Annotated in this window: 1 protein-coding gene and 1 pseudogene; both read left to right on the forward strand. The window is 36.5% G+C overall.

Annotated elements, in window-relative coordinates:
• A pseudogene (locus tag QZ114_RS08135) lies at positions 1-466 on the forward strand (PTS fructose transporter subunit IIC); the annotation flags it as partial.
• 30 nt (positions 467-496) lie between these two features.
• The coding region (locus QZ114_RS08140; protein WP_295501849.1) for a class II fructose-bisphosphate aldolase at positions 497-802 on the forward strand (306 nt) is incomplete at its 3' end.

The following is an 802-nucleotide window of genomic DNA, read 5'->3' on the forward strand; positions in this document are numbered from 1 at the left end:
TACCGGTCCAGAAGGTATTAAAGTTCTTGCAGCTATGGTTCCTCCAATCGGAGTAACATTTGCTTGGTTAGGTTCAAAGATAATCAACAAACGAATCTTTACAAACCAAGAAACAGAAGCTATCAAAATCGCATTCCCTATGGGTATTTGTATGATATCAGAAGGAGTTATCCCGATTGCTATGAACGATTTACTACGCACAGTAACCGCAACATCTATAGGTTGTGGAGTTTGTGGCATGATTTCTTACGTTTTTGATAACGGTTCTCCAGTTCCTTCAGGTGGTGTATTTGTAATCCCTGCAATGTCTAAACCACTTGTTGCAGTAGCAGCTCTTCTTATCGGTTCTGTTGTTACAGCTGTCATTCTTCTTATTTTGAAAAAAAATTTGACTGAAGAAGAAGCATCAGGAATTAAAGAAGAGGTTGAAGAAAAAGTTGATTTATCAGATTTATCATTAAGTTGATTAATTTTTAATGAAAAGAGAGGATTCCCTATGTTATTGAATATGAACCAAATGCTTGAAATCGCTAAATTGAACAAATTTGGTGTTGGGGCTTACAATATTTCAAACCTTGAACTTGTCCGTACAGTTGTGGAGCAATGTGAAGCAGATAATGCTCCTGCAATTTTAGAAGTTCACCCAACAGAAGTTTTGTATTGTAAAGATGATTTCTTTGCATATGTTCTTCAACGTATTAAAAATAGTCCAGTCCCATTTGTCCTTCACCTAGATCATGGTGATAGTGTTGACAGTGTGATTCGTGCTATTCACAATGGCTTTAGCTCAGTCATGATTGAC

The sequence above is a fragment of the uncultured Streptococcus sp. genome (assembly GCF_901875575.1).
Classification (GTDB): Bacteria; Bacillota; Bacilli; order Lactobacillales; family Streptococcaceae; genus Streptococcus.